Here is a 25,890-nt window from a genome sequence, read left to right as displayed (position 1 = left end):
AACGGGGAGTCTAACGCTATATCAGGCGGGTACAAGCTAGCTACGCCTACTAATTAGTGGCAATGGCGCCGTCAAAGTACTTGGGACAAGAAACGCTGTAGCCGCTCCGTCTGTGCGGCTTCGAAAATCTGCTCCGGCGGCCCGGATTCCACGACCTTGCCGCGATCCATGAAGACAACGGCGTCGGATGCCGAGCGGGCGAAGCCCATTTCGTGGGTGACCACGATCATCGTCATGCCCTCGGCGCCGAGGTCGGCGATGAGTTGCAGGATCCCTTTCACCATTTCGGGATCGAGCGCAGATGTCGCCTCGTCGAAGAACATCACTTGTGGGGCCATGGCCAGCGCGCGGGCGATGGCCACCCGCTGTTGCTGGCCGCCGGAGAGCATGCCGGGCCGGGCATCCGCCTTGTGCTTGAGGCCAACTCGCTCCAGTTGGGCCAGCGCCAATTCGCGAGCTCTGTCGGCGGGCAGGCGCCGCAATTTGCGCGGCGCCATCGCAACGTTTTTCAGCACGCTCAGGTGGGGAAAGAGGTTGAAGTGCTGAAACACCATCCCGATGCGCTGGCGGAGTTCGTTGGGATCGTCACGCAGCACGGACCGGCCGTCCAGCAGGATGTCGCCGCTATCGGGTTCGTACAGCCGGTTCAAGGTGCGCAGCAGCGTTGACTTACCCGAGCCGGACGGCCCGATGACGGCGACGGTGCTGCCGGCGGGGGCCTCGAAATCGACCCCGCGCAGTACCCTGTTCCCGCCGAGGGTTTGGTGAATGTTCTTGGCCGCCAGCGACACTGGTGCACGTTCCGCCCTGGCGGCGCTCATGTGATCTCCTGGCCGAACGTCGTCGTGAGCAAGTCGGAAGTGTCGTCCGGCTCGGGGGCGCCCCGGCCGCGGCGCAGGCGCGCGTCGATGTAGTTCACCAAATGCGTCAATGGAATGGTCAATATCAGGTAGAAGAGGCCGGCGGCCACCAACGGCGACAGGCTGCCGGTCTGGGCATTCAAATCCCGGCCCACCTGAAAAAGCTCCCGCTGATCGGCGATCAGGCCCAGGAAGTACACCAACGCGGAGGCCTTCAACAACCCGATGAATTGATTGACCAGTGCGGGCAGCACGCGCCGTATTCCCTGCGGCACCACCACCAGCCGCATCGCGCTCGTATAGCTGAATCCCAGCGCGCGGGAGGCCTCCAACTGCCCGGGGTCCACGCTTTGTATTCCGGAGCGCAGGATTTCACCGATGTAGGCGGCGGCCATCAATCCCAGCGCGGCAATTCCCAGGGGGTAGGGATTCTTGTTGGTCAGCCCGCCGACCAGCGGCCCGATGCCCATTCCGATGAGCAGGATGATCACCACTTCGGGCAGGCCCCGGAAGATATCGGTGTATACCCGCGCCGGCCAGCGCAGCCAGCGCCGGTGCGAGATGCCCGCCATGGCCAGCACCATCCCCAGCGCCAGGCCGATCACGATGGCGCTGTTGGTCAGGATCAACGTGTTCGGCAGCCCCGTGGTGAACAGAACCGGAATGGCTCGTCGGTACATCTCCCAGTCGAAGAACGAATCGCGCAACTGGGCCAGGGTCGATTTGGGCGCCGCCGGACCCGTTGCGGTGCGGTGCTGGCTCGCGGCGATCGCGGCGAAGTCGGGCAGCGTGGGGGCGGGCGCGGCTTTCGACCCGGGTTTCCAGCCGGGCGGCAGCGTGCGCGGCACCCATTGGCAGTACAGCTTGGCCCAGGTTCCGTCGGCGATCACGGCATCCAGCCCGGAATTCAGCGCATCGATCAGCGGCTTGTTCTCCTTGGCGACGGCATAGGCGACGAAATTGCCTGCGCTGAAAGTGTTCGCGACGGTCACCGCCGGATCGCCCGGCCGGATGACGGTCGAGGCGAGGGTTCCCGGCGCCACCCACGCGTCGATCTGGCGGGTCTTGAGGCTGGCGTACAAGGTGGCGAAGCCGGGGTACTTCACCGGCTGCAGATGCAGGGTGTCGACGACGTAGGACTCCTCGACGGTGCCCTGGACCACGCCGATGCGCTGGCCGGCGGCCAGCTCGCTGAAGTTGTGGATCGGTGAGCCGGGCGGGACCACGAGGGAGTAGAAGCCGAAGTCGTAGCCGTTGGTGAACGCGACGGTGCGGCGACGCTGGTCGGTCGCCTTCACCGACGCCGAGCCGACGTCGAAGCGGCGGGACGCCACTTGGGCGAGCAGCGCGGAGAAGTCCGTGCTGACGAAGCGCAGCCGCAGCCGCAGCTTGTCGGCGATGGCGCGCAGCAGCAAGTTGTCGAAGCCGCTGAATTCGCCGGTGGGGCTGATGCAGATGTTGGGCGGGGCGTCCGACAGCGTGCCCACCGTCAGCACGCCCGGGGTGCCGAGGCCAAGCGCGCCGACGTCGACCGAGGTGAGCGGTTCGACGGAATTCGTCGTCTCCCGGTCTTCCTGCGGCGTGGGTTGGCTCTCGGTCAGGTCTTTGGGCAAGGCCCTTGCGCTGTCCAGGCCGGCCGGGGCGCATTGATTCCAGTCGGCAGTCGCCGGCGTGGCCAGACCACCTAATGCCATGCCGCACACCAACACCGTGGTTGCGGCCAGTCCGAACAGCCGTCCACGGCGCCCGGTGTGCCGGTCCGCGCGCGCATTCATCCCTGCCACCGTAACGATCGGCGGGCGGCGTCGCCGGGTGAGCGTCGGCTCTAGAACGCCAGCGACGGCTCGACGCCCACGGATCCGGCGTCGGCGAGCGCTTCGAGCGGTTGCGACATGTCCGGATGCGCGTCGTCGGGCGCGGTGAACACCCTGCGCCGGGCAAGTTCGGCCAGCATGGTCTGCGCCATCAGGTAGGAGCGGCCGACGCACGCGGCGCGGGCGGCCTCCGGATCGCGCCGGTGGATCGCAGCGGTCTCGTCTTCGTAGAACGGCAGCATCTCTTCGCGGCTGCCGTGGTAAATCAGCCAGAACATTCGGGGGATGAGGTTCTGCGAGGCGCGAATCGTGGCATGCAACCGGGGTCCGGCGTATTCGTCGTTGATGGTTCGCCGGTACTCGGCGGCGATGTCGCAAAAGGCCCGCGCGTCCTTGGCGGTGCGCAGCGATCGCATCAGGGCGTCGAGTTGCCCCAGGATGCGCGGGGTGGGACTGGTGGCCGCGCGAGCGGACGGGATGCCGTTGAGCAGTCCCTCGAGCTCGTGATGCTCGAGGACGGTGGCTTCGTCGAATCGCTCGACGAACGCCCCACGGTGATAGCGGGTGGAGACAATGCCGTCGTGTTCGAGTTGCACCAACGCCTCTTGAATGGGGACTCGGCTTAGCCCGAGCCCCAGCGCGATCTCGTTGCGATCGACGCGGTCTCCGGTGCGCAACTTCCCCGTCAGCAAGAGGTTAAGGATGTGCGAAACAACCAGGTCTTTTTCCTTGACCCCGTATTTCTTCGGCATTCGTCGTTGAGTCTCTTTCAAACCCCGGCGCCTATCTAGCCCGAAAAGTTTCTCACGAGTGGGCTGGTATTTTCCGGTGTTTGACCGACGAATTTGAGGCGAACGGCGCTAACGACTATCGCGCCACCGGCACAGCGCTTCCGCGGCACCCAGGTCGTAATCCGGACCGTCGCAGGCCACCGTCAGCAGCGTCACGCCGAGGCCGACGAGCCTCTTGGCGTTGTCGACCAGCCCGCCGCGGTCCGGCACGGCGGCCGAGCGTTCGATGCTCGCCGGGTCCCGACTGACGTCGGCGCAGTGCCGCGCCAGGACTTCGGACTTCGCCGGGAATTCGTCGGCGGAGGTAAAGCTGTGCCACATGTCGGCGTACTCGGCGACCAGTCGCAGCGTCTTGCGCTCACCGCCTCCGCCGATCAGGATCGGGATATCGCGCGTCGGCGGCGGATTGAGCTTGGCCAGCCGCGCCGTGATCCGGGGGAGCGCGCCGGCGAGGTCATCGAGGCGGCTTCCCGCGGTGCCGAATTCGTAGCCGTACTCGTCGTAGTCCTTCTGCTTCCAGCCCGAGCCGATCCCCAACACGAGCCGGCCGGCAGAGATGTGGTCGACGGTGCGCGCCATGTCGGCCAGCAGTTCGGGGTTCCGGTAGGAGTTACACGTGACCAGCGCGCCGATCTGGATGCGCGATGTCTGTTCGGCCCACGCCCCGAGCATGGTCCAGCATTCGAAGTGCGCGCCGTCGGGGTCGCCGTAGAGGGGGAAGAAGTGGTCCCAATTGAAGGCGATGTCGACGCCGACGTCCTCACACCGGCGCACGGCGTCACGGATTTGGCCGTACTGCGGCGCGTGCTGAGGCTGCAATTGCACACCGATGCGGATGGGGAAGTCAGGTTTCATACGACCACCGTAAGCGCACCGCGTCGAGCACGCGACCGCGAGCCCGTACCGAGCTGATTCCAGTGGCTACACGCCACCTTCGGTGGCCGCGCCGCGGTGAAACCTGCTGACCACCAGAGGTTCTCGTGACAGCGAGCGGTGAACTCGGGGTCAGGGCCCCAGCCGTGTCGGCGCAAGTCCCAGTTTCGATACCATCGGCACCGTAATAGGTCACCCAGCCGGGTGATCGGACTCAAACGGAGGGGTAGGCCATGCGCATCGCCGTGACCGGCGGAACCGGCTACCTCGGCGCGCATATGGTGCGCGCGCTGCTTCAAAGCGGCCATCAGGTACGGCTTTTGGTGGCGCCGGACGATCCGGCAACCGTGGTAGAGCGGTTGCGAACGCTTGGTCCCCTGACTGTGGTGGTCGGCGACGTGCGGGCCGCGGCCACCATTAGCGAACTGCTCGGCGGCGTCGAGGCGGTGGTGCATGCCGCCGGAGTCGTCGGTACCGACGAACGCCGCGCGCAGGCGATGTGGGACATCAACGCCTTTGCGGCCGAGTCGATTATGGCCCGCGCAGTCGATATCGGGCTCGACCCGGTCGTGCTGGTGAGTAGCTACAGCGCGCTGTTCCCGCCACCGGACGGTGTCATTTCGCCCGACTCGCCGACGGCGCCGGGCCGCAGCGCGTATGCCAAGACCAAGGGATACGCGGACCGTGTCGCGCGGCGGCTGCAGGAGGCTGGGGCGCCGATCGTGGTGACCTTTCCATCGAGTGTCGTTGGATCGCCGTTCGGTACGCCACCCGGCGTCACCGAGCGTGGCTGGGCGCCGATCGTGCGTTGGAGGGTGGCTCCCAAGCTGAACGGCGGTATGCAGATGATCGACGTGCGCGACGTCGCCGATGTGCATGTGCGGATCATGGAGCCCGGCCGTGGCCCACGCCGATACGTTTGCGGGGGCCAAATGATTGCCTTCAACGCCATGATCGATGCGCTGGAAGAGGGGCTGGGGCGACGGGTGCGGCGCATCCCGATGTCGCCGAGCGTATTCCGCGCTATGGGCCGCCTCGCCGATGTTCTCGGCCACTATGTTCCGCTGGGTGACGGGCTCGGCTACGAAGCGGCGCTGCTGCTCACCGCTGCCGTACCGACCGACGACAGCAAGACGTTGCGGGAGTTGGGCATCAGCTGGCGGTCTCCCGTGGCGGCCATCGTCGAGTCATTGCGAGCGGGGCCGTGGTGATCAATAGCGCGGCACCCACCGCTATCGCCCACGACGCGCGGGCGCCGGCGTCCCAGCCCACGTGTCACGCAACAGCACCCGCTCGTCGCTGGACCTGTCGCGGGGCCGCCCGGCTGCGCTATCGCGGCCAGCGTCGGGGGTCATCCAGTGCGCGCGTCGAGCACGCCGCGCAGCAGGTCGATCAGGGCGAGCGGCTGGTCGCTCTGAACCGAATGCCCGGCATTCTCGACGACGTGGGCGGTGCGGAAATGCCTTGTACGACGGCTTAATTCGGCCGCGTCTTCGTCACTGACGAATCCCGATTTGCCACCGCGGATGAGGGTGATAGGTGCGGACAGCCTGTCCACGTCGTCCCATAGGACGTCGAAGTCGGGGAACTTGCGGATGGCGTCGTAGCGCCAGGTCCAGTTGCCGTTGTCCAGCCGGCGCGAGTTGTGAAACACGCCGCGGCGCAGCGCCTTGACCTCGCGGTGCGGCGCCGCGGCGATCGTCAGGTCCAGCATGGCCCCGAAGCTGGGGAATTCGCGCTCCCCGTGCATCAGCGCCACCGTGCCCTGCTGTTCCTTGGTCATCTCCGAGTGCCGTTGCAGCGCCGAGGGGGTGACGTCGATCAGGACGAGTTCGCTGACGAGGTCGGGCGCCACGGCGGCCAGCCGTATCGCGGTCAACCCGCCCAGCGACATGCCCACGACGAGATCGGCGGTGGGCGCGTGCTCGCGCAGCGCCGGCACCAGGGCGTCGGCATTCAGCTGCGGCGAGTAGTCGCCGTCCTCGCGCCATCCCGAATGGCCGTGCCCTGGAAGGTCGACGGCCAGTGCGGGCTCGCCGAGGCCGACGACGACGGTGTCCCAGGTGTGTGCGTTCTGCCCGCCGCCGTGCAGGAAAACGATCCGCGGGGGACTGCCGCCCCAGCGCAGCGCGCTGATCTTGCCCTCACCCGCGCCCGCCTCGACGCGCCGCACGTCGGGCAGCGGACCGGTGACGCCGGCCTGCTCGGCGTTCTCGGACAGCAGCGAGAACTCGGACAGACCCTCAAGTTCGTCTTCGGAGATTTCGGCCACGATCTACAGACACTAGCGCCGGGTCGCCACCGCCGCTCTAGAGGATGTAACGACGGCGAATGCCGTGGAAGCGCTCCCACATCGCGGCGGTGCGTTCCGCGGGGCTCACCATGGCGGTGTCTGCCGGCAGGGCGGCCAGCACGTCGTCATGCCTGACGACCCGGGTGTGCAGGACCGCGGGCTCGCCCTTGAGCATGTGCCGGTACGTCAGGTTGCCGCACCGGAAGCCCTGGGTGTCAAGCCAGTTGTGCACGCCCGGATCGCGATGAGCCATGACGAAACGAACGCGGCCGTCCGCGTCGGTCTTCGTGCGGCTGGGCGTGTAACTCACCGGCCGGTACAGGTAATCCATGCTGTTGAAGAAGACACCCATGTTCGTCAACATCCACAGCCCGTCGTGGGCAGCGAATTCGACGATCAGTGCCTCGTCGTGCGCGAGTTCCCAATACATGTTGGCGGCGGCCCGGCCGCGCTTGTTGTCGGCGTCCGTCGTACCGACCTGGGGGAAGGCGTTGGGGCGGTTGGCGTCGACGCCGCCGTAGGTGAAGGGAAACTCGGGCCAGTCGGCCATCAGGCCGGTGACGAAATCTCCGGCCCAGCGCATCGCCTGGACCATCTGGCCCGGCGTTGGCAACGGCTTGGGGGAGTCCATGTCGATCCGCTCGATGCGAAGCTGCGCGGGCCGCTCGTCCCAGCGGTCGAACCCTTGGCGGATGAACAGCTTGCGTGACCCGGCGGTGGTGGGCAGCCAGTTCGGCCCGCGCTCGGGTCCGCCGATGTAGAGCTCGAATTGCCCGTCTTCGCCGATGTGGAGCTGATGGCCGAGCAGATTGGCTTCCGGCGTGTCGCCGAAGGGTTCGTGCAGCACGCCCGGACCCGGTGTGAGGGGCCCTTGCACGGTGACGTTGAAAAACGGCGCGGTGCCCCGGGTGCCGGTGAGCCGATAGGTCGACTGACCGTCGATCCACGCCTGCTGGTAGGTGAAGTCGGCGCAGTCGCCGCCCAGCTTGCGGGTCGGGCCGCAGAAGGTGTGCAGCACCGGGTAGCGGGTGTCGTGGGTTTCGAGCGCCAGATCGAAGGCCTGTCCCAGGTTTTGGGTGAGAAACCGGTACGCATCGACTCGATGCGCGCCGGATGCCGGGTTGGCCCGCTTGAAGGCTTGCTCACCCGCCTGCTGCAGCCGCGCGCAGAATTCGGACCAGGCCGCCTGCAGTGCGGCGTCGTCGGGACCGTCACCGAAAGCCATAGTCACGTACCCAGCCTGTCGAGCATCGCACCGACGACCTGACATGCGCGCCGCGCGGATTCCAGGCGCCCCTCGCGGTCGATCCGGGGACCGATCAGTTCCAGGTCGAAACCGTGCGCGTAGCCGGCGGCGAGCGCTTGGGCGACGAACGCCTCGATCGGAATCGCGCCGTCGCCGGGCACCGCCCTGCCCGGCAGCGCCCGGTCACCGAGCACGTAGTCGCTCAATTGGATGAGCGCCGTCCGCGGTAGCGCACGCTGCACCATCGCCTCGAAATCGCCTTCGGCCCAACAGTGAAACACGTCGATGCAGACGCTCAGGTCGCCCATCTCGGCCAGCGTCACGGTGTCTCGCAATGTGTGGGCGATATGGATGTCGGCGTACAGGACGGAAGCATTCTCGATGGCCAGCGCCACCCCGGTCGTCCGCGCGTGCATTACACAGGGGCCAACCATCTCGCAGAATCGTTCGGCGGCCTGTCCCCAGGTGAGGTCCCCACGCCCACCGGTGAGCAGGTAGACGGTGCGCACGCCGACGGCGGCCGCGGCGTCGATCACCGCGGACAAGGCGGCGCGGGCGGTGTGCGGGTCGCTGGACAGTGCGCCGCCGGCGAACAGGTGGTAGACCGCCTCCACGGCGTAGCCGTTGCCGTGCAACAGCATTGGAAAGTGCGGTTCGAGCAACTGGCTGTCCAGGATGCTCAGCCGGGAGACGCCGAGCGCCGCCCAACGCGCTTCCAGTTCGGCCAGCGACTCGCCATAAAAGGTGACGTTGTGCACGGACAGACGCTGGTGTGGGCCCGTCACGTCATGCCCGGTTTTCGATCGCGACGCCGAAGCGCTCCCGGAACGGCCGGAACTCCGCGTGCAGCGCGTCGAGGTCTTCGCCGATGTCGACCAGCAGTTGGGTGGAGTAGGTGAATTTGCCGTAGCGGTCGCCGCGGTTGTCTGCCAGGTAGGCGCGCATCGCCGATTCGGCTTCGCTCGCCAACTCGCGACCGCAGAACTCGTAGTAGTGCCGCACGGTGCCGATGTGGTCGGCGATGAAGTCCGCGTAGCGAACGTGCAGGATCCGCGGATCATCGACCATGGGATTGCTCATGGTATTGGCGATGCTGGCGCGGGTCATCTCCAGGTGCTTCTTAGCCTCGGCGTGCAGGTCGACCGGACCAACGATGCCTTCGGCGATGTCAGCCATCATCATGGTGCGCGACGCGGCGACCTGGACGGGGTCGCGGTGCAGCCAGAGAATGCGTGCGTCGGGATAGGTGTCGAAGAGTTCCTTGAGGCGAAACCCGTGAAACCCCTTGAGCACCCAATACTTTCGCGGTCGAGCGTATTGCAGCTGTTGCAGCATGGCCTTGTGCAGGCGATATTGCGCCGCGGCATCGGTGGCCAAACCGCCCACCAGCGACTGCATCGGCACGCGCCACCAGGCGGTGGGTGTCATCACCCTGAAGTCGAACGCCCAAGTGCGCTCGTCTTCGGGCAGGCCGTCGCCCAGCATGTCGTTGTAGGGGTGGCTGTGCAGCCACTTGGGCATCTTGGCGTTGATCTCGCGCCAGTCGGCGTCGGCGCGCTGCCGGCGGTCATCGCCGGGACCGGCCAGACCCGGCGGCGGTGACGGGTACATCACTTCCCAGAAGCGCAGCGCCCGCGCCCGCGGATCGACTGCCATCAGGGCGTGCATCAGCGTTGTCCCGGAACGGGGTTCGCCCGTGACAAACATCGGCTGCTCGATCACCTCGTCGGCGATCGGGTAGCGGTTGCGGTCTTCGATGAATTCCAGACGCGACGTCAGCAGCCATCGACACACCTGCGCCGCTTGGCGGTTGCCACTGGTGTCCATGCCGAGGCCGTTCAGGTGGTCGACGGCGACGGCGAAGCGTTGCGGCAACGTGGGATCGCCGTAGTCGCACAGCCCGGTTTCGCCCTCCGCGTCCGCGAGCAGCTGGGCTGCGTCCAGGCCCGTCGTCACGCCGGCCCTCCGCATAGCCGCATCAGTTCGTCCTCGGCGGCGCGGACGTTGGCCGCCGAAGCCTCGGCGTACCTCAGGCCCGCCATGGCGCCGTAATCCAGGATCTTGGGCACGCGCAGTCCGGCATCCACGTATGTCTTGACGATCTTGGCAACCTCCGTCGGTGTCCCGTGCGGTACGGCGGCCAGGACCATCTCCGGTCGCGCTTTGTCGAGAAATTCGAGGATGCGCTCGCGGGTGAGCACCGTCGGGTCGATGTCCTGGAATCCGCGCCATCGATCGCCCATGGGATGCTCAAAGCCGAAGCCGCGCAACGTTTCCGCCGAAACCTGAAGAAGGAAGGCCTTGACCAGGGGTGCTTGCAGGATCTCGGCGAGGGCGTCCTCGCCCTCCCCGATCAGGCAGACCTGGATGAAGCACGGTGTGATCGCCAGCGGATCGCGGCCGGCGCGCTCCGCCGATGCCCGCACCGCGGACAGCATTTCGGCGTAGTGCTCCGGCGTCCAGGCGCCGGCCGGCCACCACCCGTCGGCGTGCCGGCCGGCGATGTCCAGCATCCGCGGGCCGCTGGCGCCGATCCAGATCTGCGGCGGCCGGCCCGCGTAGGGTTCGGTGTCCAGCCGGGCATGGCGCAGCGAGTAGAACTGCCCGTCGAAATCGACCGGGCCGTCGCTCTCCCAGAGCAGCCGGATCACCGTCAGCGCTTCTTCGAAGCGGCTGACCGGTCGGGAGAAGTCGAAGCCGTAGGGCAGGGTGTTCTCGCTCTCGCCGCTGCCCAGGCCCAGGATGAAACGCCCCTTGGCGAGGTGGTCGATCGTGAGCGCCGTCTGGGCCAGCATGCTGGGGTGGCGGCGCACGGTGTCGACGACGGCGCTGACGAGCGGAACGTTCTCGGTCAGGACGGCGGCCGCGGCGGCCACCGCAAGGCCGTCCAGGTGGCGGTGCGGCGACGGGGACGCCGTGGCCAGGTCGGTGAACTCCGGGGTCCAAATCGAGTCGGGCCAGAAGCTGACCATGTGGTCGGGCAGCCAGATCGAGTGGTACCGGCCGCTGTCCAACTCGGCCAGCCGGGACAGGTCTAGCGGCAGAGTCGTGCGCAGAAACGCGGCGGGTTGAACGCTCATCGAGAGATGATGCTAAGCACCCGCACAGCGCCGTGTCGACGAATCGGCTTCGAACGGCCGCGAGCGTAACGCCGAGGCGAACTCCGGACTCGAAAATCGCCGCGGCGTTACGCCCGCGGAGGAGGAAAGCGGCTTCAGCCCTCGATGATGAACTCTTCGAGCTGGGTGCGCGCGACGTCGTCGGGCAGCTGCTTCGGCGGGCTCTTCATCAGGTAGGCCGAGGCCGGGATCACCGGGCCGCCAATGCCGCGGTCCTTGGCGATCTTGGCCGCCCGCACCGCGTCGATGATGACACCGGCCGAGTTCGGCGAATCCCACACCTCGAGCTTGTACTCCAGGTTCAGCGGCACGTCGCCGAACGCGCGGCCCTCCAGCCGCACGTAGGCCCACTTGCGGTCGTCGAGCCAGCCGACGTGGTCGGACGGGCCGATGTGCACATCCTTGGTCTTGAACTCGCGCTGCAGGTTGGAGGTGACGGCCTGCGTCTTGGAGATCTTCTTGGATTCCAGCCGCTCGCGCTCGAGCATGTTGAGGAAGTCCATGTTGCCGCCCACGTTGAGCTGCATGGTGCGGTCCAGCTGCACGCCGCGGTCCTCGAACAGCTTGGCCATCACCCGGTGGGTGATGGTGGCGCCGACCTGGCTCTTGATGTCATCGCCCACGATCGGCACACCCGCGTCGGCGAACTTCTTGGCCCACACCGGGTCCGAGGCGATGAACACCGGCAGCGCGTTGACGAAGGCCACGCCGGCGTCGATGGCGCACTGGGCGTAGAACTTGTCGGCCTCTTCCGAGCCCACGGGCAGGTAGGACACCAGCACGTCGACCTTGTTCTCCTTGAGGACCTTGACCACGTCGACCGGCTCGGCGTCGGACACCTCGATGGTGTCCGCGTAGTACTTGCCGATGCCGTCGAGCGTCGGGCCGCGCTGCACCGTCACGTTGGTGGGCGGCACGTCGGCGATCTTGATGGTGTTGTTCTCCGACGCGAAGATCGCCTCCGACAGGTCGAACCCGACCTTCTTGGCGTCCACGTCGAACGCGGCGACGAACTTCACGTCGCGCACGTGGTAGCGGCCGAACTTCACGTGCATCAGGCCCGGCACGGTGCTGTTCTCGTCGGCGTCGAGGTAGTACTGCACCCCCTGAACCAGCGAAGACGCGCAGTTACCGACGCCGACAATGGCGACTCGTACCTCCGACTGCGCCTCTTCCGCCTTCGGCGGCTGGTGGTCACTCATAGGGCGTTCTCCTAACTCAATAACCTGGTGTCTCAGCTGATCGGATTTGTGCAAAGGTTTTACGTCTGCTCGGAGAGGCCGGGCATCGCCCGCTCCGCCGCAATGAGCTCGTTCAGCCACTTCACTTCACGCTCGCTGGACTCGAGGCCCAGTTGGTGAAGTTGGCGGGTATAGCGGTCGAACGAGTTACTGGCTCGCGCGACGGCTTCACGCAGGCCTTCCCGCCGCTCCTCGACCTGACGGCGGCGACCTTCCAGGATGCGCATGCGTGCCTCCGCCGGAGTCCGGTTGAAGAACGCCAGGTGCACCCCGAAGCCGTCGTCGGTGTAGTTGTGCGGGCCGGTATCGGCCACCAGCTCGCCGAAGCGCCGGCGGCCTTCGTCGGTTAGCTGGTAGACCCGACGGGCCCGCCGAACCGGCGTCCCGGCCGGCGCGGCATCCTCGGCGATCAACCCTTCGGCCTGCATCCGCCGCAGGGCCGGGTACAGCGAGCCGTACGAGAACGCACGGAACGCACCGAGGAGGCCGGTCAGCCGTTTGCGCAACTCGTAACCGTGCATCGGCGATTCGATGAGGAGGCCCAGGATCGCGAGCTCGAGCACCGAATCACCCCCTTTGCACAGTCGGTTACGACGGTTCGACGCCTCGGGTCATCGTATCGTTCCGATATATTCGCCACAACACCACCGGCTGTTCGGCAGCTATTTGGTCAGGGTGCGCGGAATCGGATCGCACCGCGAGCGGGCGGGCTAGGACGGCAAGCTCAGTTGCTTGACGGTGCCGTCACCTGCGAAGGCGATGTAGCCACCACCGTAGTCGCTGGACACATACAGGGACAGCGACAGGGCGTCGGGGGTGGTCGGGTCCTTTGCCGGCTCGATAATCAGGTATTCGGTTTTGATGTCCGACGCCTTCATGTGCAGGGTCTGGGGGGCGCCGCGCATGATGCCGACAGTCGCCGTGACGTCGAACTTGCTCAGGTCGACCGGAACTGGGCCGTCGGCGGAGCTCTTGGCCGAACTGGTCGGATCGCCCCAGCCGCCGCGGTAGGTATAGGCCAGCACTCGGCGATCATCGGAGGGGTCCGAACGGTCGAGCGCCGCGTACGTCGGGTAAATCACGAGTCGGTACCCCATGGTGTCGCCGAACCGCTTGCGCATTTGCTCGAGCAGCCCGGTCAGGCCGCCGACCGAATGCAGTTGGGTGGGCGGGGTCAGCACCACGGGGCCGACCCCGTCGGGCTTGGCTCCGGGGTCGGTGGTGAAGTCCAGCGGCGAGCGGGTGTTGCCGTACATGCCCCACCCGATACCGATGCCCAGCAGCACCGAGACCACGAACGCGGCGGCGAGCAGCCCCCAGCCGCGGAGATTCGGCCGCACGGGCCGCGCCTGGACGGCGGCGGTCTGCAGCGCGCTGCTGTCGGTCTGCAGGTCGGTGACGAGCGCCTGCAAATCACCGAGGGTGACCGCCTTGGTGGCCGCGCTCACCCGTTCTCGATGCTCTTCCATGGAGAGTTCGCCGTCGTTGAGGGCGTTGTCGAGAATCTTGCAGGCGTCCTGCCGGTTGATGTCTTTGGCGCGCGTGCTCGCCGCCGCGCCGCCGCCAAGTGATGTCCCGAGCCATTTCGCCACGGGCATGATCGTAGAGTCCGGCTCCGGTTCGGCGCGGCAAGCACCGGCCGATCACTCCGCGCGGGCCGCCACAGTTTGGTTGCGTATCGGCGGTCCGGATGGAGACGTACTCTGGTGGGCGTGCGACTGCAGCGACAAGTGGTGGACTACGCGCTCCGGCGGCGAGCCCTGCTGGCCGAGGTGTACTCGGGCCGCACCGGTGTGTCGGAGGTGTGTGACGCGAACCCTTATCTGCTGCGCGCCGCCAAGTTTCACGGGAAGCCGAGCCAGGTCGTGTGCCCGATCTGCCGCAAGGAACCGCTGACGCTGGTGTCTTGGGTGTTCGGCGAACACCTGGGTCCGGTATCGGGCTCGGCACGCACAGCCGAGGAGTTGGTGTTGCTGGCTACCCGCTTCGACGAGTTCGCCGTCCACGTGGTGGAGGTATGCCGGACCTGCAGCTGGAATCATTTGGTCAAGTCGTACGTGCTCGGCGCGGCGCGCCCACCCAAGGGCACCCGCGGCACGCGGACGGCACCAAACGGCGCGCGCACGGCCATTGAATAACGACGGACGCCACGACCAGTCGTCCAGCAACCCGGATGGGCCGGCGACTGAGCGTGTGGACAAGCATGGAACCGGCGAGCGCCGGCGTAACGCGCCTCCGGAGCCCGGCCAACGCCGCGGGGTTCCCCCCGATGACCGGCTGACCACGATCCTGCCGCCGGTCGCCGACGACCGGTCGCCCCGCCGGCCCGATCCCAGCATCGAGGAAGTCAAGGCCGCGCTGGACGGTCCTCCGTCGACGCCCTTGCAGCGCGACGCGCTCGAGGAGGTCAAGGCCGTGCTCGACAGCCGGACGCCGCCGCGCCGCGACCGGCCGAGCGCGGGTGGCCGCCCGCCGGAAGGACCACCCCCGCCACCGGGACCGCGGGGACGCCCCGGCGGTCCCGACGGCATCGGCCCCCGGCCGCGCGGTGACGTCCACTGGACCCAGCAGATCAACTGGTTGTGGGTGCGGCGAGCGGCCTACTTGTCGGCGGCGGTGCTGGTGGTGTTGCCGATCGTCACATTCGCCATGGCGTATTTCATCGTCGACATCCCCAAGCCGGGTGACCTGCGCACCAACCAGGTCTCCACCATCCTGGCCAGCGACGGATCAGAGATCGCCAAGATCATCCCGCCCGAAGGCAATCGGGTCGACGTCAACATCAGCCAGGTACCGGTGCACGTGCGCCAGGCGGTCATCGCCGCCGAGGACCGCAATTTCTATTCCAACCCGGGGTTCGACTTCACCGGATTCGCGCGGGCGGTGAACAACAACCTCTTCGGCAACGGGGACCTGCAGGGCGGGTCGACGATCACCCAGCAATACGTGAAGAACGCGCTGGTGGGTTCGGCTCAGCACGGCGTCAGCGGCCTGATGCGCAAGGCCAAGGAACTCGTGATCGCCACCAAGATGTCGGGGGAGTGGTCGAAAGACGATGTGCTGCAGGCCTACCTGAACATCATCTACTTCGGCCGGGGCACCTACGGCATCTCCGCCGCGGCCAAGGCGTACTTCAACAAGCCCGTCGAGCAGCTCACCGTCTCTGAGGGCGCGCTGCTGGCAGCGCTGATTCGGCGCCCCTCGTCGCTGGACCCGGCCGTCGATCCGCAGGGTGCGCGGGCCCGGTGGAACTGGGTGCTTGACGGCATGGTGGAGACCAAGGCGCTCTCACCCAGCGACCGTGCCGCGCAAGAGTTCCCAGCGACCGTGCCGCCCGATCAGGCGCGCGCGGAGAACCAGACGACGGGGCCCGACGGGTTGATCGAGCGCCAGGTGACCAAAGAGTTGATGGAGCTGTTCAACATCGACGAGCGGACGCTGAACACCCAGGGCTTGCAGGTCACCACCACGATCGACCCCAAAGCCCAGCAGGCCGCTGAGAAGGCGGTGTCGAAATACCTTGACGGGCAAGACCCGGACATGCGGTCGGCGGTGGTGTCGATCGACCCGCGCGACGGGGCGATACGGGCCTACTACGGCGGTGCGGACGCCAACGGTTTCGACTTCGCGCAGGCCGGGCTGCAAACCGGTTCGTCGTTCAAGGTTTTCGCCCTGGTCGCCGCGCTCGAGCAGGGGATTGGTCTGGGCTACCAGGTCGACAGCTCGCCGCTGACGGTCGACGGCATCAAGATCACCAACGTCGAGGGCGAGGGCTGCGGCACGTGCAACATCGCCCAGGCGCTCAAGCAGTCGTTGAACACCTCCTACTACCGGCTGATGCTCAAGCTCAAGGGCGGACCGCAGGCCGTCGCGGATGCCGCGCACCAGGCCGGCATCGCGACCAGTTTTCCCGGTGTGGAGCACACGCTGTCCGAGGACGGCAAGGGCGGGCCGCCCAACAACGGAGTTGTGTTGGGGCAGTACCAGACCCGGGTGATCGACATGGCATCGGCGTACGCCACGCTGGCGGCCTCCGGCCTCTACCACCGGCCCCACTTCGTGCAGAAGGTCGTCAACTCCGACGGGCAGGTGCTGTTCGACGCGAGCAAGTCCGACAACAACGGTGAGCAACGGATCCCGAAGGCCGTCGCGGACAACGTCACCGCCGCCATGGAGCCGATCGCCAGCTATTCGCGCGGCCATGCCTTGGCCGGCGGCAGGCCGTCGGCGGCCAAGACGGGCACCACGCAGCTGGGTGACACCACCGCCAACAAGGACGCCTGGATGGTCGGTTACACGCCGTCGCTGTCGACGGCCGTGTGGGTGGGCACCGCCAAAGGTGACGCGCCGCTGGTAACCGCTTCGGGTGCAGCGGTTTACGGTTCGGGGCTGCCGTCGGACATCTGGAAGTCGACGATGGACGGCGCCCTGAAGGGGACCTCGAACGAGTCGTTCCCCAAGCCGACCGAGATCGGCGGCTACGCGGGTGTCCCGGCACCGCCGCCCCCGCCGCCGGCACCGTCGGTGACCGTCATTCAGCCCACGATCGAGGTGGCGCCGGGCATCACCATCCCGGTTGGCCCGCCCACGACGATCACCAACGCGCCCCCGTCGCCTGGCGGCCCTGCGGGCCCCGAGCCGGGCGTCCCGCCGGGTGGTCCGCAAGCTCCCCCGCCGCAACCGCCGCCGTGACCGACACCGAGCAGCGCAGCGCCACCACTTCCCCGGGGCCGCTGGCCGGCGATCTGCGCAGCGTCGACAACCGCGATTGCCCGAGCCGGACCGACTCGCTGGGCGCCGCGCTAGCGGACGTGGTCGGGGGGCCGGTTGGCAGCCACGCCCTGATCGGCCGCGCCCGGGTGATGACCCCGCTGCGGGTGATGTTCTTGATCGGCCTGGTGTTCCTGGCGCTCGGCTGGTCCACCAAGGCGGCCTGCCTGCAGAGCACCGGCACCGGGACGGGCGATCAGCGGGTGGCCAACTGGGAGAACCAACGCGCGTACTACGAGTTGTGTTACTCCGATACGGTTCCGCTCTACGGCGCGGAGTTGTTGAGCCAGGGCAAGTTCCCGTACAAGTCGAGCTGGATCGAGACCGACGCCAGCGGCACCCCGCAGACCCGATACGACGGCCAGCCGGCGGTGCGCTACATGGAGTATCCGGTGCTGACCGGGATGTACCAGTACGTGTCCATGGCGCTGGCCAAGACCTACACCGCGCTGAGCAAGCTGGCCCCGCTCCCTATCGTCGCCGAGGTGGTGATGTTCTTCGACATCGCCGCGTTCGGCCTGGCGCTGGCCTGGCTGGCCGCCATCTGGGCGACCGCCGGCCTGGCGGGACGCCGGATCTGGGATGCGGCCCTGGTGGCCGCGTCACCGCTGGTGATTTTCCAGATATTCACCAATTTCGACGCGCTGGCAACGGGATTCGCCATGGCAGGGCTGTTGGCGTGGGCGCGGCGTAAGCCGGTGCTGGCCGGTGTGCTGATCGGATTGGGCGCCGCCGCCAAGCTGTATCCGTTGTTGTTCCTTGGCCCCATGGTGGTCCTGGCCATTCGGACGGGGCGCTTTCGTGCGCTGGCGCGCACCGCGGGGACGGCCGCCGCGACGTGGTTGGTGGTGAACCTGCCGGTGTTGGTGCTGTTTCCGCGAGGCTGGTCGGAATTCTTCCGGCTCAACACCCGACGCGGCGACGACATGGATTCGGTGTACAACGTCGTGAAGTCGTTCACCGGCTGGCGTGGATTCGATCCCAAGCTCGGGTTCTGGGAGCCGCCCACTGTGCTGAACACGGTGGTCACCGTGCTGTTCGTAATCGGTTGCGCGGCAATCGCATACCTGGCGCTGACCGCTCCGCAGCGCCCGCGGCTCGCGCAGCTGCTGTTCCTGGTGGTGGCGGTTTTCCTGTTGACCAACAAGGTCTGGAGCCCGCAGTTCTCGCTGTGGCTGGTCCCGCTGGCGGTGCTGGCCCTGCCGCATCGCCGGATCCTGCTGGCGTGGATGACCATCGACGCGGTGGTGTGGGTGCCGCGGATGTACTACCTGTACGGCAACCCGAACCGCTCGCTGCCGGAGCAGTTCTTCACCACGACGGTGCTGCTGCGTGACATCGCCGTCATCACGCTGTGCGCGTTGGTGATTCGCCAGATCTACCGGCCCCACGAGGACCTGGTGCGCTGGGGCGGCCGGGTGGACGACCCGTCGGGCGGGCCCTTCGACCGCGCGCCCGACGACCCGCCCGGGTGGCTGGCAGGCCGGCTTCGGCCGGCCGGCCCGCGCCGTACGCCAGGCGGTGAAGCCGAGTCCGCGGTGCCGGCCGGAGTGTCGCCATGACGCTCGTCGCCATCCCGTTGTTCCCCCGGGTGACCGCCCTCGACGCGGTGGGGCCCTACGAAGTGTTGCAACGCGTCCCGTCGGTCGAGGTGACGTTCGTCGGGCACCGCCGGGGTGAGGTGCGGACGGAGAACGGGATGCTCGGGCTGAGCTGCGACGCGAGATTCGACGAAATCACCTCGCCGGATGTGGTGGTGTTTCCGGGCGGGATCGGCACGCGCCAGCTGATTCATGACGACACCATCCGTGACTGGCTGCACGCGGTGCACCCGACGACGACGTTCACCACGTCGGTGTGCACCGGTGCGCTGCTGTTGGCCGCCGCGGGCCTGCTCGACGGGCTCACCGCCACGACACACTGGCGGGCCAGCGAGCTGCTCAACGAGCTGGGCGCCCATTACGTGCCGGACCGGGTCGTCGAGCACCTCCCGCAGCGGATCATCACCGCCGCCGGAGTGTCCAGCGGAATCGACATGGCCCTGCGCCTGGTCGAGCTCCTGGTCGATCGGCAGGCCGCGCAGGCCGCTCAGCTGCTCATCGAGTACGACCCGCGGCCGCCGTTCGACTCCGGCTCCCTCGCCAAGGCCGACCAGGCGACTGTGGCCCGGGCCACCGAATATTTGGCTGGCCGGCAGTAGCAGAGTTGCTCAAAAGCGCGGATTTCGCCCATCACCCCGCCGTCCGGTAGCCTGGGGCGGTTGCCGACGCAGGCGACCCTCCTGCCGCGGATCGACCGTGGCCGTGCAGACCAGAGGAGGTGGTGAGGTTTCCATGCGTCCATACGAAATCATGGTCATTCTTGACCCCACGCTCGACGAGCGCACTGTTGCTCCGTCCTTGGAGACATTCCTCAACGTCGTCCGCAAAGACGGCGGGACCGTCGAAAAGGTCGACATCTGGGGCCGGCGCCGGCTGGCCTACGAGATCGCCAAGCATGCCGAAGGCATCTATGTCGTCGTGGATCTGAAGGCGGAGCCGGCGACGGTCTCCGAGCTCGACCGTCAGTTGAGCCTCAACGAGTCGGTACTGCGCACCAAGGTGATGCGTACCGACAAGCACTAACACCTATGGCTGAGTCGTGGGCCCGCCGTCGGTGGACTTGCGTAGGCTCAGCGAGGATACGTGCCGTTTACCGTCGGAGCAGCGAGTAGCAGGGCGGAATTAGGAGGAAACAGTGGCTGGTGACACCACTATCACCGTCGTCGGAAACCTGACCGCCGACCCCGAACTGCGCTTCACCCCGTCAGGTGCCGCCGTCGCGAATTTCACCGTAGCGTCGACACCGCGGATCTATGACCGCCAGAGCGGGGAATGGAAAGACGGAGAGGCGCTCTTTTTGCGATGCAACATCTGGCGGGAAGCCGCCGAGAACGTCGCGGAGAGCCTCACCCGGGGTGCACGCGTGATCGTCACCGGCCGGCTCAAGCAGCGCTCGTTCGAGACGCGCGAAGGTGAGAAGCGCACCGTCGTCGAGGTCGAGGTCGATGAGATCGGACCCTCGCTGCGGTACGCCACCGCCAAGGTCAACAAGGCCAGCCGCAGTGGCGGCGGAGGCGGCGGAGGCGGCGGCTTCGGCGGCGGAGGCGGGTCGCGCCAGGGATCGGCGCCGGCGAGTGCCGCACCCGCCGACGACCCGTGGGGCAGCGCCCCGGCATCCGGGTCCTTCGGCGGCGGCGACGACGAGCCGCCGTTCTAACGAACTTTCAACAGTAAGAATCGACAAGAAAGACAGTCATGGCGAAGTCCAACAAGCGACGTCCGGCGCCGGAAAAGCCGGTCAAGACGCGGAAGTGTGTCTTCTGCGCGAAGAAGGAACAATCGATCGATTACAAGGACACCGCGCTGCTGCGTACTTATATCAGTGAGCGCGGCAAGATCCGGGCGCGTCGCGTCACCGGCAACTGCGTGCAGCACCAGCGCGACATCGCGATCGCGGTGAAGAACGCCCGCGAGGTGGCTCTGCTGCCGTTCACATCCTCGGCGCGATAGCCGCCGAAGCCAACCGAAAGTACGAAAACGATGAAGCTGATTCTGACGGCTGACGTCGACCACCTCGGCACCGTCGGCGACACGGTCGAGGTCAAGGACGGCTATGGCCGCAACTTCCTACTCCCGCGGGGTCTGGCGATTCTTGCCTCGCGCGGCGCGCAGAAGCAGGCCGACGAGATTCGTCGGTCCCGCGAAAGCAAGGCGGTCCGCGACCTCGGGCACGCTAACGAACTCAAGACGGCGATCCAGGCGCTGGGGCCGGTCCAGCTGCCGGTGCGGACCGCGGCCGACTCCGGAAAGCTGTTCGGCTCGGTGACGTCCGGTGACGTGGTCGAGGCGATCAAGAAGGCCGGCGGGCCCAACCTGGACAAGCGAATCGTCCGGCTGCCCAAGTCGCACATCAAGGCTGTCGGTACTCACCCGGTGTCGGTGCACCTGCATCCGGAGGTCGACGTCGAGGTCGCCCTCGAGGTTGTCGCCGAGAGCTAAGCCGGCAACGTTTGCTCTTTCCCGGCGGCGGCCATCATCGGCCGCCGCCGGATTCAGTTGTGCTGCGGGCACCGCTTCCGGCCATGCCGCCACTGGTCGCGGACGCGCGCCCTAGCGAACTATTGCCGCGGTCTATCCCGGAGGCGCACTTTACCCTGCCGTAACGCTGCCAAAATGTGGCCGAAAGCCAACACGCCCGGAGCAGTAACCTGCGACGACACGCCGGAGAGATTCTTGTCCACACGAAATTCGTCGCGTTACATGGCCCTTAACAGCACCAACGTCATAGCCCCCGGAATTCATACACAGGTTCTCCACACCCCACTCAACACAGGTGTCGACGTTAATGCACACACGATGCACAGGTTCATGAACAGCGGCCCTTTCACCTATTAGCCAGCAACGTCTAACGTCGTCCCGGCGCGAAGCGTGCGAGTGCTGTGCGACGAAAGTGTCGGCTCCTTGACTTACGCTGAAGAAACCGGTTTTCGAATGTACGTTCGGGTACGTGGCAGGCGAGGAGGGATTGATGGCCGTCGTCGATGACTTGGCGCCGGGCATGGATTCATCAGCGCCGAGCGAGGACTTCGGCCGCCAGCCGCCGCAGGACCTCGCCGCCGAGCAGGCGGTCCTGGGCGGCATGCTGCTCAGCAAGGACGCCATCGCGGATGTGCTGGAAAGGCTGCGGCCCGGCGACTTTTATCGCCCCGCGCACCAGAACGTCTACGACGCCATCCTGGACCTCTATGGCCGCGGCGAGCCGGCCGATGCCGTGACGGTGGCCGCGGAACTGGACCGTCGCGGGATGCTGCGCCGCATCGGCGGCGCACCCTACCTGCACACCCTGATCTCGACCGTGCCCACGGCCGCGAACGCGGGCTACTACGCGACCATCGTGGCCGAGAAGGCGTTGCTTCGCCGGCTGGTGGAGGCGGGTACGCGGGTGGTGCAGTACGGCTACGCGGGCGCCGAGGGCGCCGACGTGGCCGAGGTGGTCGACCGGGCGCAGGCGGAGATCTACGACGTCGCCGACCGCCGGACGTCGGAGGATTTCGTCCCGCTGGAGGACCTGCTGCAGCCGACGATGGACGAGATCGACGCGATCGCCTCCAACGGCGGCATCTCGCGCGGTGTGCCGACCGGCTTCACCGAACTCGACGAGGTGACCAACGGCCTGCACGCCGGGCAGATGATCATCGTGGCGGCCAGGCCTGGAGTGGGCAAATCGACGCTTGGACTAGATTTTTTGCGGTCCTGCTCGATCAAGCACCGGATGGCCAGCGTCATCTTCTCGCTGGAGATGAGCAAGTCCGAGATCGTGATGCGGCTGCTCTCGGCCGAGGCGAAGATCAAGCTCGGCGACATGCGTTCGGGCCGCATGAGCGATGACGACTGGACACGGCTGGCGCGCCGGATGAGCGAAATCAGCGAGGCGCCACTGTATATCGACGACTCGCCGAACCTGACCATGATGGAGATCCGTGCCAAGGCCCGCCGGCTGAAGCAGAAAGCCAACCTGAAGTTGGTCGTGGTCGACTACCTGCAGCTGATGACGTCGGGCAAGAAGCATGAGTCCCGGCAGGTGGAGGTGTCCGAATTTTCGCGGCATCTCAAGCTCTTGGCCAAAGAACTCGAGGTGCCGGTGGTGGCGATCAGCCAGCTGAACCGCGGCCCGGAGCAGCGCACCGACAAGAAGCCGATGCTGTCCGACCTCCGCGAGTCGGGATCGCTGGAGCAGGACGCCGATATGGTGATCCTGCTGCACCGCCCGGACGCGTTCGAGCGGGACGACCCGCGCGGGGGAGAGGCGGATTTCATTCTCGCCAAACACCGCAACGGCCCCACCAAGACCGTCACCGTCGCGCACCAGCTGCACTTGTCACGCTTCGCCAACATGGCGCGGTAACCGCTCCCGCGACGCACCGAGGGCGAACATTCTCGGCCGGAGATTTAAACCGCTGCCGAGCGCCAGGCGCCGGCGTTACGCTCTGCGCATCGGTGAACAGATTCGAGTCAGACATGGGACATCTTCAGCGTTTCATCAGTGGCTTCGTCGCAGCCGTCGCGGTGATGATCGCCGCCGGCAGCTTCTCTGGCCTACCGACGGCGTCCGCCGATCCGATTTGCGGGACGCCGGGGACGCCGCCGTGCGCCGGCCCCGGCCCGTTGACGCCAGAGCAGCAGTGCGCCCTGATCGCATGGCGAACGATGACGCCGTGCAACTGGTTGGGGATGCAAGTGCCCGCGGGTACTCCGGGGAGTTGGGATAACCCGCCAGCGCCGCCGCCGCCAGCGGGGACACCGCCGCCGCCGCCGTGATGATCGTCGGGGCACCAGCGGTTTTCGGTCACCACGGACCTTCCGGCAGATATCCGTCGCGGGCGATTGAGCGCGGTGTCAGGGCTTGAACCGTCGGGCGGGAAGCAGCCCGTGCAGCGCTCGGGCTACCGCCCTCGGTTTTTGGTGCCAGCCCTCGGTGTCGTCGGAGTCCCAGGCGTAGGTGGGCACAGAATTTCTTACGAGGTTTCTCGTTTCGGGTATGCCGAGCTCCACTGCGGACCACGCGTAGAGCGCGTCGAGTCGCGGTGTGATCACTCCGATATCGAGCAGGCGGCCGAGCATGTTTTCGTCGCTGACATAGCGCTGGAGCTCCCCGCGTAAGGGATATTCGTCGGGCAGTACACGTGATAGGGACATGAAGATGCCCGTGATCGTCAGACGTGGGTCACCCAGCACAGGCGCGATCGGCCAGAGCCAGCTCATCGCCAGCCGGGGTGCGGCCACCAGCGCGTGGGCGTAGAGCACTCGGATCAGCACTAAGTTGATGAAGAATCTCTCTACGCGCGACTCGGCTTCGGCAAGGTCCCGGTTGTCCAGGTAGGCCTGCACGATGGTGGCGTTGTGCGCGCGATACCACGCCTTCACGGATGGGTGGCGAGCGAATTCGACTGCATGCGCAACGGTTGAGGAGGACACCGGCCCGCCGAAACCCAGCAGATACCCGCGGGCCTCGGCGGTGTCGCGCAGCAATTTCTCGTTGACCGCTCGCCACCACGGACTGCCCGGCCTTGGCCCGGCCGCCGGGCGCAGCAGTCCGCGGCGCACCTCCCAGTCCATGAACGCCATCGCCGCCCGCCGGTAAGGCAAATGGAGCTCTGGCCTACCGGGCGCCGCTTCATAGAGTGAGCCCATCAACGCCAGCCGCGCCAGGGGGTCTTCCCGGGCCGCGGCGACTTTCGCGTCCGCATAATCGGCAGCGCTGGGCATGGTCCGGCCGATCTTAACGACGCCCAGGCGAACCGGCCGTTCGCCATCTACCACAGATTGAGCCCCTCCATCGCTTCGCGGACATTGATTCGCGCTCAAAGTCTTGAAGCACTAGTTTTCTTCAAGTGATGTGCTCAGCTGGTAGCGCTCTCGCGCGGTGGATTGTTCCCTCCCTGACTGTGGCGGCCCTCGCCTGCCCGGGCATTGCGGGCGGCCCCCAGGTCGGCCCCGCACCGACAGTGCGTTTGGTCGCCGATGGGAACCCCTTGGCCGGTGCGCCGTTCTACGTCAATCCCAACTCGGCGGCCATGCGCGCCGCGCAGAGTGCCGATCCGCCGAGTCCCGAGTTGACCGCCATCGCCAACACGCCGCAGGCGTACTGGATCGTCCCGGGCTCTTCGGCAGGGACGGTCGGGAAGTACGTTGGCGACGCGAACGCAGCCGGCGCCATCCCGGTTCTGGCGCTCTATGGAATCCCGCACCGGGATTGCGGCAGCTTCGCTGCGGGCGGCATGGGGTCGGGCACGGACTACCGGGGCTGGGTCGACGGCATCGCCTCCGGTGTGGGCACCTCGCGGGTGGGGATCGTCGTCGAGCCCGACGCGCTCGCCATGGCCGACTGCCTGTCGGCGGACCAGCGCCAGGAACGCTACGACTTGATTCGTTACGCCGTCGACACGCTGACCCGGGACCCGAACGCGGCCGTATACGTCGATGCCGGCCACCTGCGCTGGCACAGCCCCGAGGACATGGCCGCCAGGCTCAGCCAGGCCGGTGTCGGCCACGCACGGGGTTTCAGCGTCAACACTGCGAACTTCTTCACCACCGAGGACGAAATCGGCTACGGCGAGGCGATTTCCGGCCTGACGAACGGTTCGCACTACGTGGTCGACACGTCGCGCAACGGCGCCGGACCGGCGCCGGACTCCGAGCTCAACTGGTGCAACCCCAGCGGCCGAGCACTGGGTACTCCGCCCACCACGGCTACCGCGGGCGCGCACGCCGACGCCTACTTGTGGATCAAACGTCCCGGTGAGTCCGATGGGTCATGCGGCAAAGGTGATCCGGCGGCCGGCACCTTCGTGAGTCAGTATGCGATCGACCTGGCCCGCAAGGGCGGCCAGTAGCCGGTGCCCCGGAATCCCGCACCGATCCCTTCCCCGCGCAATCGGTGTGACTACGCCTAGCTGCCGGCCAGATCCGGGCTGACCGTCCAGGGCTGTGGCCGCTGGAGCATCTCGAAGTCGACTTCCCGGGTGTCCGGATGCTTGGCTTGCGGGGGCGGCCCCGAAGGATCCGACGTCGCCCTTGGCAAAGATCCGCAAGTTAATCAGGCGGGCTCCCACGAACTGGGCCACGCATCTCCAAATGGTCATTGCTGACTGGAATTTGGGCGAGCAGTCTAGATGCCGGGTGGTAGTCCCTCCGCCGGGCACAGGCCGTCGGGCAGTGCGGATTTTCCCCGAGTCGCGGTAGCGCGTCGAGGACCTGCCCGAAAGACCGGCCGGCCGCGCGCCGCCCGAGCCACGCTGCTGGGGCTACGGTGATCACTATGACGCCGGCCGGCCGCTCGTCC

The 25,890-nt window shown here is 67.0% G+C and carries 25 protein-coding genes; 12 read left to right on the top strand and 13 right to left on the bottom strand.

Annotation, left to right across the window (positions count from 1 at the left end):
- Window positions 1-71 precede the first annotated feature (71 nt).
- The 4 genes from KXD96_RS03320 to KXD96_RS03305 form a co-directional block, all read right to left on the bottom strand.
- Complete coding sequence (locus KXD96_RS03320; protein ID WP_260742897.1) at window positions 72-821, bottom strand: amino acid ABC transporter ATP-binding protein; 750 nt, start codon at window positions 819-821, stop codon at window positions 72-74.
- Window positions 818-2,635 (bottom strand): ABC transporter substrate-binding protein/permease, encoded by a 1,818-nt coding sequence (locus KXD96_RS03315; protein ID WP_260742896.1) that lies wholly within the window; start codon window positions 2,633-2,635, stop codon window positions 818-820. Before KXD96_RS03315 ends, KXD96_RS03320 begins: the two co-directional genes overlap by 4 nt.
- A 50-nt stretch (window positions 2,636-2,685) precedes the next feature.
- Window positions 2,686-3,426, bottom strand: a complete 741-nt coding sequence (locus KXD96_RS03310) for a GntR family transcriptional regulator (RefSeq protein ID WP_260742895.1) — start codon at window positions 3,424-3,426, stop codon at window positions 2,686-2,688.
- Between the two features lie 108 nt (window positions 3,427-3,534).
- On the bottom strand, window positions 3,535-4,320 hold the full coding sequence (locus KXD96_RS03305) for an LLM class F420-dependent oxidoreductase (protein ID WP_260742894.1): 786 nt from the start codon (window positions 4,318-4,320) through the stop codon (window positions 3,535-3,537).
- A 251-nt stretch (window positions 4,321-4,571) separates the two neighbouring features.
- Between KXD96_RS03305 and KXD96_RS03300 the strand changes: the two genes are divergently transcribed.
- Window positions 4,572-5,549: an NAD-dependent epimerase/dehydratase family protein gene (locus tag KXD96_RS03300; protein ID WP_260742893.1), complete on the top strand. Its 978-nt coding sequence runs from the start codon at window positions 4,572-4,574 to the stop codon at window positions 5,547-5,549.
- Between the two features lie 140 nt (window positions 5,550-5,689).
- Here KXD96_RS03300 and KXD96_RS03295 read toward each other — a convergent pair whose 3' ends face one another.
- The 8 genes from KXD96_RS03295 to KXD96_RS03260 form a co-directional block, all read right to left on the bottom strand.
- A complete protein-coding gene (locus tag KXD96_RS03295; protein ID WP_260742892.1) occupies window positions 5,690-6,610 on the bottom strand; it encodes an alpha/beta fold hydrolase in 921 nt (306 codons plus the stop codon).
- A 37-nt stretch (window positions 6,611-6,647) separates the two neighbouring features.
- Entirely contained in the window at window positions 6,648-7,856 is a 1,209-nt protein-coding gene (locus KXD96_RS03290) for a DUF1214 domain-containing protein (protein WP_260745186.1), read from the bottom strand.
- Window positions 7,857-7,858: 2 nt separating this feature from the next.
- The gene (locus tag KXD96_RS03285; RefSeq protein ID WP_260742891.1) at window positions 7,859-8,662 is read right to left on the bottom strand and encodes a sugar phosphate isomerase/epimerase; all 804 of its coding nucleotides are present in this window, start codon (window positions 8,660-8,662) and stop codon (window positions 7,859-7,861) included.
- Window position 8,663: 1 nt separating this feature from the next.
- Complete coding sequence (locus KXD96_RS03280; RefSeq protein WP_260742890.1) at window positions 8,664-9,833, bottom strand: sulfotransferase; 1,170 nt, start codon at window positions 9,831-9,833, stop codon at window positions 8,664-8,666.
- A complete protein-coding gene (locus tag KXD96_RS03275; protein ID WP_260742889.1) occupies window positions 9,830-10,957 on the bottom strand; it encodes an LLM class flavin-dependent oxidoreductase in 1,128 nt (375 codons plus the stop codon). The genes KXD96_RS03280 and KXD96_RS03275 overlap by 4 nt, the downstream gene beginning before the upstream one ends.
- Window positions 10,958-11,091: 134 nt before the next feature.
- Window positions 11,092-12,198, bottom strand: a complete 1,107-nt coding sequence (locus KXD96_RS03270; RefSeq protein WP_260742888.1) for an inositol-3-phosphate synthase — start codon at window positions 12,196-12,198, stop codon at window positions 11,092-11,094.
- 59 nt (window positions 12,199-12,257) lie between these two features.
- Window positions 12,258-12,800 carry a PadR family transcriptional regulator gene (locus tag KXD96_RS03265; protein WP_055399552.1) on the bottom strand — a complete coding sequence of 181 codons (543 nt, stop codon included), beginning with the start codon at window positions 12,798-12,800 and terminating at the stop codon, window positions 12,258-12,260.
- Between the two features lie 147 nt (window positions 12,801-12,947).
- A complete protein-coding gene (locus tag KXD96_RS03260) occupies window positions 12,948-13,829 on the bottom strand; it encodes a DUF1707 domain-containing protein (protein WP_260742886.1) in 882 nt (293 codons plus the stop codon).
- Between the two features lie 120 nt (window positions 13,830-13,949).
- Here KXD96_RS03260 and KXD96_RS03255 point away from each other — a divergent pair, with 120 nt between their 5' ends.
- The 10 genes from KXD96_RS03255 to KXD96_RS28585 all read left to right on the top strand — a co-directional run bounded on the left by KXD96_RS03255 (window position 13,950) and on the right by KXD96_RS28585 (window position 23,366).
- Window positions 13,950-14,375, top strand: coding sequence for a DUF5318 domain-containing protein (locus KXD96_RS03255; protein WP_260742885.1), 426 nt, complete (start codon window positions 13,950-13,952; stop codon window positions 14,373-14,375).
- On the top strand, window positions 14,368-16,929 hold the full coding sequence (locus KXD96_RS03250) for a transglycosylase domain-containing protein (RefSeq protein WP_260742884.1): 2,562 nt from the start codon (window positions 14,368-14,370) through the stop codon (window positions 16,927-16,929). Before KXD96_RS03255 ends, KXD96_RS03250 begins: the two co-directional genes overlap by 8 nt.
- A complete protein-coding gene (locus tag KXD96_RS03245) occupies window positions 16,926-18,569 on the top strand; it encodes a glycosyltransferase family 87 protein (RefSeq protein ID WP_260742883.1) in 1,644 nt (547 codons plus the stop codon). The genes KXD96_RS03250 and KXD96_RS03245 overlap by 4 nt, the downstream gene beginning before the upstream one ends.
- Complete coding sequence (locus tag KXD96_RS03240) at window positions 18,566-19,207, top strand: DJ-1/PfpI family protein (RefSeq protein WP_260742882.1); 642 nt, start codon at window positions 18,566-18,568, stop codon at window positions 19,205-19,207. Before KXD96_RS03245 ends, KXD96_RS03240 begins: the two co-directional genes overlap by 4 nt.
- Window positions 19,208-19,340: 133 nt before the next feature.
- On the top strand, window positions 19,341-19,631 hold the full coding sequence (gene rpsF, locus KXD96_RS03235) for a 30S ribosomal protein S6 (protein ID WP_036362157.1): 291 nt from the start codon (window positions 19,341-19,343) through the stop codon (window positions 19,629-19,631).
- A gap of 112 nt (window positions 19,632-19,743) precedes the next feature.
- Entirely contained in the window at window positions 19,744-20,265 is a 522-nt protein-coding gene (locus KXD96_RS03230) for a single-stranded DNA-binding protein (protein WP_260742881.1), read from the top strand.
- Between the two features lie 38 nt (window positions 20,266-20,303).
- Complete coding sequence (gene rpsR / locus KXD96_RS03225; protein WP_260742880.1) at window positions 20,304-20,558, top strand: 30S ribosomal protein S18; 255 nt, start codon at window positions 20,304-20,306, stop codon at window positions 20,556-20,558.
- A 30-nt stretch (window positions 20,559-20,588) separates the two neighbouring features.
- Entirely contained in the window at window positions 20,589-21,047 is a 459-nt protein-coding gene (gene rplI, locus KXD96_RS03220) for a 50S ribosomal protein L9 (RefSeq protein WP_260742879.1), read from the top strand.
- 529 nt (window positions 21,048-21,576) lie between these two features.
- Window positions 21,577-22,953: a replicative DNA helicase gene (dnaB, locus tag KXD96_RS03215; protein ID WP_260745185.1), complete on the top strand. Its 1,377-nt coding sequence runs from the start codon at window positions 21,577-21,579 to the stop codon at window positions 22,951-22,953.
- Window positions 22,954-23,066: 113 nt separating this feature from the next.
- Entirely contained in the window at window positions 23,067-23,366 is a 300-nt protein-coding gene (locus tag KXD96_RS28585) for a hypothetical protein (RefSeq protein ID WP_313901649.1), read from the top strand.
- A 78-nt stretch (window positions 23,367-23,444) separates the two neighbouring features.
- On the opposite strand, the gene KXD96_RS03205 is transcribed toward KXD96_RS28585, so the two are convergent.
- The gene (locus tag KXD96_RS03205) at window positions 23,445-24,314 is read right to left on the bottom strand and encodes a hypothetical protein (protein WP_260742876.1); all 870 of its coding nucleotides are present in this window, start codon (window positions 24,312-24,314) and stop codon (window positions 23,445-23,447) included.
- 128 nt (window positions 24,315-24,442) lie between these two features.
- On the opposite strand from KXD96_RS03205, the gene KXD96_RS03200 reads away from it, so the two are divergent.
- On the top strand, window positions 24,443-25,441 hold the full coding sequence (locus KXD96_RS03200) for a glycoside hydrolase family 6 protein (RefSeq protein WP_396877869.1): 999 nt from the start codon (window positions 24,443-24,445) through the stop codon (window positions 25,439-25,441).
- Window positions 25,442-25,890: the final 449 nt, after the last annotated feature.

The organism is Mycobacterium sp. SMC-2, assembly GCF_025263485.1.
GTDB lineage: Bacteria > Actinomycetota > Actinomycetes > Mycobacteriales > Mycobacteriaceae > Mycobacterium.
This window is presented reverse-complemented; position numbering and strand designations above follow the sequence as displayed.